The 9,121-nt window shown below is 49.1% G+C and carries 10 protein-coding genes; all 10 read right to left on the reverse strand.

What is annotated here, in order from left to right; all coding sequences use genetic code 11:
- Positions 1-152 (reverse strand): transaldolase family protein (locus ACSHWX_RS17280; protein ID WP_435669468.1); only part of this gene is annotated, 152 nt, incomplete at its 3' end.
- Positions 153-269: 117 nt separating this feature from the next.
- Positions 270-1,271 (reverse strand): ABC transporter permease, encoded by a 1,002-nt coding sequence (locus ACSHWX_RS17285; protein ID WP_435669459.1) that lies wholly within the window; start codon positions 1,269-1,271, stop codon positions 270-272.
- A gap of 11 nt (positions 1,272-1,282) precedes the next feature.
- Positions 1,283-2,041 carry an ATP-binding cassette domain-containing protein gene (locus ACSHWX_RS17290; protein WP_435669460.1) on the reverse strand — a complete coding sequence of 253 codons (759 nt, stop codon included), beginning with the start codon at positions 2,039-2,041 and terminating at the stop codon, positions 1,283-1,285.
- Positions 2,042-2,064: 23 nt separating this feature from the next.
- Positions 2,065-3,285, reverse strand: a complete 1,221-nt coding sequence (locus ACSHWX_RS17295) for an ROK family transcriptional regulator (RefSeq protein WP_435669461.1) — start codon at positions 3,283-3,285, stop codon at positions 2,065-2,067.
- A gap of 78 nt (positions 3,286-3,363) precedes the next feature.
- The gene (locus ACSHWX_RS17300; RefSeq protein WP_435669462.1) at positions 3,364-4,008 is read right to left on the reverse strand and encodes a hypothetical protein; all 645 of its coding nucleotides are present in this window, start codon (positions 4,006-4,008) and stop codon (positions 3,364-3,366) included.
- The gene (locus ACSHWX_RS17305) at positions 4,001-4,849 is read right to left on the reverse strand and encodes a PfkB family carbohydrate kinase (protein WP_435669463.1); all 849 of its coding nucleotides are present in this window, start codon (positions 4,847-4,849) and stop codon (positions 4,001-4,003) included. Before ACSHWX_RS17305 ends, ACSHWX_RS17300 begins: the two co-directional genes overlap by 8 nt.
- Entirely contained in the window at positions 4,846-5,919 is a 1,074-nt protein-coding gene (gene fba, locus ACSHWX_RS17310) for a class II fructose-bisphosphate aldolase (RefSeq protein ID WP_435669464.1), read from the reverse strand. The genes ACSHWX_RS17305 and fba overlap by 4 nt, the downstream gene beginning before the upstream one ends.
- A gap of 10 nt (positions 5,920-5,929) precedes the next feature.
- Positions 5,930-7,417 (reverse strand): family 43 glycosylhydrolase, encoded by a 1,488-nt coding sequence (locus ACSHWX_RS17315; RefSeq protein WP_435669465.1) that lies wholly within the window; start codon positions 7,415-7,417, stop codon positions 5,930-5,932.
- 77 nt (positions 7,418-7,494) lie between these two features.
- A complete protein-coding gene (locus ACSHWX_RS17320) occupies positions 7,495-8,574 on the reverse strand; it encodes a sugar ABC transporter substrate-binding protein (RefSeq protein WP_435669466.1) in 1,080 nt (359 codons plus the stop codon).
- 285 nt (positions 8,575-8,859) lie between these two features.
- Positions 8,860-9,121, reverse strand: a 262-nt coding sequence (locus ACSHWX_RS17325; protein WP_435669467.1) for a hypothetical protein, incomplete at its 5' end; no start/stop codon positions are given.

Raw genomic sequence — 9,121 nt, forward strand, 5'->3', positions numbered from 1 at the left:
TCTACGATGTCGCAAATTTCTTTAACAACTTCGAGGAAATCGCGACCTGATTTGGCGATCAGACTTGGGTTGGTTGTAACACCGTCCAAAAGACCGCTCTCATTGAGTTCTTTAATGTCCGCAACTTCTGCAGTATCGACGAAAAATTTCATATTTCAGCTAACATTGATTTACACGCTTTTGCAGCATGAAGTGAAAGGGTTATGCAATTGTTCCATTCGGCTCCGCGCCTACGGCGGGGAATTGCGCCGTAGGCAAATGGTCAAAGTTTACTTCACGACATCAATTTTGTTGCGATTGAGAGAAATTGCGATCGCGGCGATCAAAAGTAGGCCAAGCGCAATCTGGCTCCATGATGGAGGCACACCCGCAATAGTTAAGCCATTTCTGACAATCGTCAATGTCAGGGCGCCAATGATGGTTTTGACGACGCTTCCGTACCCCCCAGTTAGGGCGGTGCCGCCTAAGGCTACTGCAGCAATTGCATCAAGTTCCATCATCATGCCGGCCTGCGGTGTCGCAGCCCCCGCTCGGGCTAAATTGACACATGCTGCCAAACCAACCATCAAACCTGCCGCTGCAAAGACCTTGATTTTGAATGTCGTGACATTGATGCCCACAAGCCGCAATACTTTTTCATTGCCACCTATGGCCTTCAGCTGCTGACCAAAAACCGATTTTTCATAAAAAGCCCACATCAGAAGCGCTACAATGGCGGCCAAAATAAAGATCGCCGGAAACTTACCCATTGAAAGTAGCCAAGGAGCTGCAACTGATGAAATGTTGCCCCCAGAAGCTCCACTGTCCGCAGTAATATAGATAGCTGTGCCGTCAGAGGTGATAATCACAAGTGCCCGAACAATAATAAGCATCGCCAAAGTCGTTACAAATGACGGAATTTTCAATAAGGAAATGATCAACCCATTGGTCATACCTACCAAGCCACCGGCGAAGATCCCCAGTATCAGACCGACATCTCCAAACCAAACCATGCCCAAAGCACCTAGAAATGCAGAGAATGCCAAACTCGATCCAATGGAGATATCAATTGATCCGGTAGTAATGATCATCAATTGGGCGAACGCCAAAAGCATGAGAACCGGCGTTTGCTGAGCAATAAAGATCCAGTTGCGGGTAGACATGAAACGGTCGCCCGAAATGGCCCAGAACAGAAGGATGACCGCAATGATCGCAATAAATGGCACGTAATCGCGAAGCTTTTCCAGCATTTCTGGTCCCATAAACGGTTTGAGAGCTTTGGTGTGTGTCATGGCAATCCTCCTCATTCGCCCAGTGTTATGGCTTTCACAAGCCTGTCAGAAGTTATTTCTTCTCGCCTAAATTCACGGGAAGTCACACCGTGATGCGTGACGACAATGCGATCAGCTAGGCGTCGGACCTGATCTAGATTATGGCTAATGAGAATGAACGAGGTGCCATGTTGGTCGCGAACATCTTCGATCAAGCGTTCCACTTCAGCGGTTTCGTTCGGACCAAGTGCAGCAGTTGGTTCATCCAGAATAACAATGTCGCTGCCCCATGCGATTGCACGGCCAATTGCGATGCTTTGCTGCTGTCCGCCAGACATGGATGAAATTGGCTGAGACAAATCTTGCACAGTTGTCACATTGAGTTGTTTCAGCACCTCACGTGTTTTTTCGCGCATTTTCTTTTCGTCAACAAATATCCCCCATTTTCGAGGAATCCGGCCGAGAAAGAGATTATAGGGGGCCGTCATATTCGGGACGAGCGCAAGATCTTGATAAACGACTTCGATCCCGCAGGCTTGCATATGGGCAACACTGTGTTCCCCCCGTGTCACTTCAATTCCTTTGATGCAAATTCGTCCTGAATCTGGCACATGTGCGCCGGAAACGATTTTAGCCAACGTTGATTTTCCTGCTCCGTTTCCGCCGACAATTGCGACAACTTCGCCTCGCTTTAGATCAAACGAACCATCACGCATCGCATGCACACCACCGAAGGATTTTTTTACATTCTCAACTGTCAAAACAGTTGGTGGTGGGTTTCCTTCCATCATTTCATTCCTCCCTATTGGCATATTCAGATGATTTTATTTTGCTGAGGTTCGCGACGGGAACCCAGATATGTTTGTGAGAATACCTCCAAAAATGCGCCTTTTAGTACGGTATCTTCGGCTGAGTTACTCAGTTCTATTTTTATCGAGCTGTACACGCTTGGGAGAACTGCTTTTTCTACCCATTTTTTGATTATGTTCAAAAACGGTTCTCCAAACTCGGCGTATTCGTCGCCAATGACGATCAGGTCAGGGTTGGAAAAGTTAATGCAGTTTGAGATGCCTTGTGCCAGATAACGGGCGACCTTACTCACTTCATGGGTAACCAACTCGTCGCCGGTGGCGTAGGCTTCTACGACCTCCGCAAAAGTTGCTTCGCCTGTTAGGTTCGTATCGTTCGATTTAGCAGCGCGCTCACGAATGGCTCGCATCAATACAATTCGTGAGGCATAAAGCTCCAAGCACCCGGTATTTCCGCATTTGCATTGAACGCCGTCGAAGTTGATTGACATATGCCCCAGTTCGCCTGCAAGCCCCAGTGCACCACGATAAATCTCGCCACCTACGATTAGTGCTGACCCGATGCCTTGCCCCGCGGATACATAGAGCAGCACGCGAGCATCAGTTTTGTGTGCAACGTGGCGCCATTCTGTAAGCCCAGCGGCCTTAGCATCATGAGTGGAAAAAATCGGTATATCGGGGTTACGTGATCGCAGCTCTGCGATAAACTCAAAACCTTGCCATTCAGGACTTTCCGTAATTAGAATGACACGTTCATCGCGTTCTAGGAATGGTCCTGGAACAGCAATGCCGATGCCGTCAACTTGGCCCAAATCGGCGATACGTTGATCAATCGCTACTGCAATATCGGCAAATGTCTGAGCTGCGGATTGTCCACGTTGAATGGTATATTCCATGGGTTCAATAGATTCACCACGAAGATTGAATACGGCAATTGAAAAACTGCGTCGCTGCAATCTGAGACAAAGAATATGTCGACCTTTCGTTGTAAAGTCGAGATTGATTGACCGTCTACCGCGATCGCTTTTAGCCAGACCTACTTCTTCAACAATACCGTCCTTTAGCAACGATCCTATTGCACGCGTGATCGTTGCCTGATCTAATCCACTGACAACACTGATGTCCTTGCGCGAACAGGTTCCAAGATCATGAAGTGCTTTTAATATGACTTGCCGATTGTGACCTTGCACGCCCTCGATGGACAATCCCTTTTGTGTTGCCTTCATACCCGATCACTCCCCATCTGCTGATTTCCCTCATATAGTGGGATATTTTTGCAAACTGCAATGAATTGTTGGCTGAAATTAGACATTTGCTTCAACCCAATAAATAATGTCAACGTCTTGTCGATGATCCCGGATTTCTTGGGTATTTGGCATGTCGACTTGTTCAATTTTTTCTAAAGCTATTTGCTCGGAACGACCGCTTTGCTTGTGACGACCCAAAAGTCGTTGACGCAGGATAGTATCAGCCACATCTACAAAAATCCGCAAATTGAAGGTATTAGCGGCTGAAAGCCATGGTTCATCTGGAACAAGGACATAGTTTCCTTCGATAACAAATGCTTTCTCGCTTCCCAAAATTCGAGTTCCTTCGGGAATTGGATCATGCCTCTGGCGGGAGTAAAGTGGCCACCAGAAGGATACTTTATCTGCGAGGCACTCAATCGCTTTGGCAAATGCGATGCCATCAAAAGTATCAATGCGACCCTTGGCGTTGTGCAAGCCTTGCTGATCAAGCTGTTTGTTTGTCAAATGAAAGCCGTCCATTGGACAAAAACAAGATTCCATTCCTGCATTGTTTAAATCAGCAACTAGCCTTTCCGCCAAAGTTGATTTTCCAGATGCTGGTGGGCCTGAGATAGCTATAAGGTATGGCGTTTTACCGCTGAATACTTCTGCTGTAATTATCTCGATAAGTTCACTATAGTTAGTTATCGTTTTATGCATCCATCCAACTCCGGGTGCCCGAGCCTTCGCAGGATTTGGCGGCAATTTGATTTGCTGCATTCAATGCTTGAACGAAATTTCCAGTCTCACAAAACGTATAACAAAATGCGCCATGAAATATATCACCCGCACCCATCGTGTCCACTGCGGACACTGGTACTGAGGGGATTTCACCGCTATTGTCTCCATCGCGCCAGAGCACACCGTTTGCCCCACGTGTTATAGCCCAGCGCGTGAGTCCCAAATCTGTACACATATCTGCAAATGCCCGCGCATCATTTTGGCAAAATACTTCAGATACAATCGGAATATCGGCAAGACGAAGGAAATCAGGCGAGCAATCCTTCCAGCTACCACCATCTAATATAACTGGTCCAGCAAAGGCTTTGATATCATCATAATACTTTTCAACAAAAGGACGTTCATACTGGTCCAGCTGAATTAGATCGAAGTCATGAGTAAACAAATCAGCACAGTCGTTGAATAGACTGCATTCGTCGCCAGAACCATTTACAATCATTCTGGTTCCGAGACTACGTGTCGAGACGACCGACGAAAAAGGGATTTGGTAATTGGGATCATTACAAATGTCGCGTATTTGAATTCGACGTGACTCTAGATCAGCGATCACAAAATCGTGCATAAGACTGGGAGCGCCCAGTGAGGACGCCAGCGTGGCAGTCCCGCTTAGGTGTGCAAAGACGACAGCGGCATTTAGCGCGGATCCACCTGACATCAATTCATTCGACAATGCCTTGATTTTTCCGTCTGGACCGGGGAAATCTTCGACCAGCGACACCACGTCTAAAACGGAACGGCCTATGAAAAGTGCACGGCTCATGTCTTAGTGATACGCGGGTCAAGCGCACCCTCTGAATAACGTTGTGCCATTTGTGCCAAAGTAATAGGTTTAATTTTGCTACCATGCCCGGCTGTTCCAAAGCGTTCAAGCCGATCACGAACAAGAGTTTCTAGCTCATCCATTGCTGAGAGTATGAAAGCACGAGGGTCAAATACGTTCGGGTTCTCTTGCGCAAAGCGACGCATTGCGCCTGACATAGCCATTCGACAATCAGTGTCGATATTTACTTTTCGCACACCGTGGCGAATACCACGTTCGATTTCTTCGACGGGAACACCCCAAGTTTGTGGCATTTCTCCGCCATGTGTATTGATCATGTCCTGCAAGTATTGCGGCACGGAACTTGATCCGTGCATAACCAGATGGGTTTCTGGAAGGCGTTTATGGATCGCCTCAATCTGATCCATGGATAGAATGTCACCATCAGGCGCACGTGTAAACTTGTAAGCGCCATGCGACGTACCACAGGCAATTGCTAATGCGTCAACCTTTGTTGCGGCAACAAAATCGGCAGCCTGATCAGGATCGGTCAAAAGCTGATCACGATCCATCTTACCTTCGGCACCGGACCCGTCTTCCACTCCAGCTTCCCCGGTTTCCAGAGAGCCCAGCACGCCAAGTTCTCCCTCAATTGAGGCGCCAATCCAATGAGCGACCTGCGCCACTCGTCCCGTTATATCCGCGTTATGCGCATAGTCCGCAGGTGTCTTGCCGTCCTCCATCAGAGAACCATCCATCATCGCCGACGTGAAACCTGCACCAATGGCGCTCACGCAGGCTTGTTCATTGTGACCATGATCCTGATGCAGGCAGATCGGATTATTTGGATACATATCTGCCAGTGCCTCAACAATGGCCACGATCATTCGATCACCGGCATAGACATTGCGTACGTTGAGGCTCGCTTGCAAAATTACTGGTGCGTCGCAAGCGCGCGCAGCATTCATGATCGCCAGACCTTGTTCCATGTTTGAGATGTTGAAAGCAGGCACGCCGTAGCCATGTTCGGCAGCGTGATCGAGCAATTGTCGGAGGGTTATTAAAGGCATGTTTTTGGCTTTACTTTCGGAATTTCAGGTCATGGAATGTCGCGGCGCCTTCTTGAACGAAAAGCCCCCATGCATCCGTGTTTGAGATGTCGTAGACTCTGAACGACGCGACCACTTGCCCAGCTACGAAACACTCAATGGCCGACCCATTACGCAAGATCTGTATGCGATAGCGCCCATCCTCGGGGGTAAAGGCCAGCGGGCGTTCGACCAATGGGCTATCGATTTCTTGGCTGACTTCGATCCCGTGGCGTTCGTTCAGAACCAGACTGTCCCAAAGTGGGTCCATGGCGGCGGGCCAGCGATCAAAAACCACGCGTTCCTTCATCGGCTCAATAGCGAGACTATAACCACTGTCGAGGTGATCACCGCCCCGCGGTTCGAGCAGGATGCCTACAGCTTCCGTGTTGGCAGTGGGCTCAATGACAACATCGAGCAACACATCGTCTCGATCAGGGCCATCAAGGAAAGCATATGCATATGTACCTGTTGCGTCGCAATGTAAGCTATCCTTGCCAGTCCACGTGCCTAGTTTTGGCACAAGAGCATGGCCGATGGGTGTATTGTAGCTCTGATCCACTTCCTCAGGCAACTTGCTAACCAGCGTGCCATCTGACAAAGAAATCAATTCTCGCGGGCTGCCTAATTCACCACCCCAGACCCAGCTTCTTTTGGGACCATGGTGCTTGCGGAAGGGAATCCAAGCAAAACTAAAGCGCCGATCGCCATCGCTAGCAGACTTTGCAGCATAAAATCGTCGACCATCAAGACTGTCCAACTTTCTACTTTCCCAGGGTCCATCTGGCGATTTTGCGACACGGTAAACTGTCTGCATCCGCTCAGAATAACGACTTTCGACCAGATACCACCAGTCGCCGAGCTTGAAGACTTCCGGGCATTCTGGGCAATGGGTTAGCATGGAAGATGCTAGCGGTGGCCCAACCTCCCAGTTTTCTAAATCGTCCGATGTTGCAACAGCGATGCAACCACGCCGAAACTGCGGACCGTCTTTTAGGCGAGCCGAAATCAACATCTTGAAGCAACCCGCATCTTCATCTCGATAAACGAAGGGATCGCGCCAATCGACGGTCTCATACCAACGAGGATCGGGGGAAATCAGTGGATTACTGGCAGACTTGTCCCAAGTTTTCAAATCTTCTGAGGTGGCCTTGCAAATTGTTTGAGGCGAAGCGGATTGACGATTATATCCGGTGTAAAAGAAATGAAACACGCCCTCATGTTCTATGACTGAACCGGTCCAAATGCCGTCGCCATCGCAATCCCCGTGGGCGCCAGGACCGAAAGCGTCAGGCATTACTTCCCAATTTACCAAATCATTGGAGCGAAGATAGGCCGTCGAGACGCGCGCACGTTCTACATATTCCCAAGCGCCAACAGGAGGTTGAGAGAAGAATAGATGCCATGTTCCATCATAGAAGAAAGGCATGGTATCGCCTGCAGCGGCACCTCTTTCGGGGGCATAGCCAAATAGTTTCATTTTTGATCCCTCAGGGTCGTTAGAATTTGTCTGTGCGCCCAGTAAGATTGAGCTGGGCGCACATTGGGAGGGTAAAGTTACTGGACGTAATTTTGCCAGTTGGCTTGCCATGAATCAATGAAACCAGAAAGATCAGCATCAGGATTATGCACTTTACTCAGGCTACGAATTGTCTCAGGCGAGAGAATGCAACCATTTAGCAAACCGTTCGCATAGGTCTCCACGTTGGCTTTAGTAACCGGGATAAGTCCAACCTTTGGCTGGGTGTCCGTGATCGGGTGGCCGTGCAGGTAATCATATAGCTGGATCAAGCCAAATCCACCGACCATCCAGTGACCGCCGATCGAGAACTCAAGCTTGCCTTCAGCAATAAACTGCGCAACCTGCTCATCGATGTCAGTGGTGATAACGGCGATGTCGTCGCGTCCAGCCTGATCAATGGCAAACTTGCTGCCCAATCCGGCAACCGCACCGATCACGATTACCGCATCTATCTCACCGGGTGCAAAGCGCGCAATATACTGTTCAGCATATTTTTGACCGTTTTCACGGCTCAACACATCCCACGCTTCTGCCACAACTTCGACGCCACCGGCTTCAAGTTCGCGAGCGGCACCGTGCCAGATTTCAGCCGCAGAAATGTTGCCCTTTTGGGTCCAGATCATCCCGACTTTCTTGTAGCCAAGCTCAACCGTTGCACGGCCCATAGCTTCGCCCCAAGTGTCGTTGTTTTGCGTCACCTGAGCGATAAAGTCCTCACCCTCATAGTCGTCGTCATAGCTTGAAACAACGAGACGCCCAACGGCGACGCCAGGAATGTCATTTTCTTCGAGAAGACGAGCGACTTGAATTCCCGCAGGCGCCGTAAGTGGATTGAAAATCAGACCATCTGGTCGACTAGCAATGATCGATTCTGCTTGGGCGACATGCTGCTCCTCAGAATTTTGGTCATCGAATTCACGCAATTCCACACCAAGTGCATCCGCGACACAACCTTCAAAACGGTGACGATTGATTACCCAGGGGTTGGTTTCAGGTTGACCAAGATCCGCGATGACCAGGTCAGTACGAGGTTTGGTGTCTGCGACAGCCGCACCGGCAAGCGGCAGAGTTGCCGCTGTAGCTAGAAGTGCGGCAATGAGTTTCTTTTGCATCATGTTCTCCTCCCTAGAGAAATAAGCGAAGTAAATTATCGATATAACGCCATGTGGCATTAAATGCATACCGCAATTAATTGCGACTTGCAATTAAAAATTACATCAACGCGAAATTTGCAGATGGCTTTTGGAATGAAATGGGCTCTAGCGTTCATTGCAATGACCCCGAATGTTAGGTGTTGCAGTATTGATCATAGAGTGCAAATCCGCCACAACATCGGATTGGGTTTGCCAATTCAACCTATTTATGAAAGTCTTGAATGGGCTCAAGCGGTAGTTGAGCATTTATGCTGATGCACAGCTACCGATGTCCGCTTCGATAAGCCCCGTTCTATCTTTCGTCCCAGCAGCGAACGACCGCTCCCCGCCCTTGTCGTCATAAGTGAAAAACTTGAATTTGGTCGTTTTGTCCGCTGAGCAGTCTTTCGATGATCGAAAGGTTATGTCAGCGCCCGATGTCCGCTTTCGGGAAACTAAGTTCCTGCGGTCATTTTGCAGCGAAGGTCGGCTAATGGGATGTACCGGCTGCTTCCCCCGATGGGTTAAC

It is taken from the genome of Maritalea sp. (assembly GCF_051251695.1).
In the GTDB taxonomy this organism is placed as follows: Bacteria; Pseudomonadota; Alphaproteobacteria; order Rhizobiales; family Devosiaceae; genus Maritalea.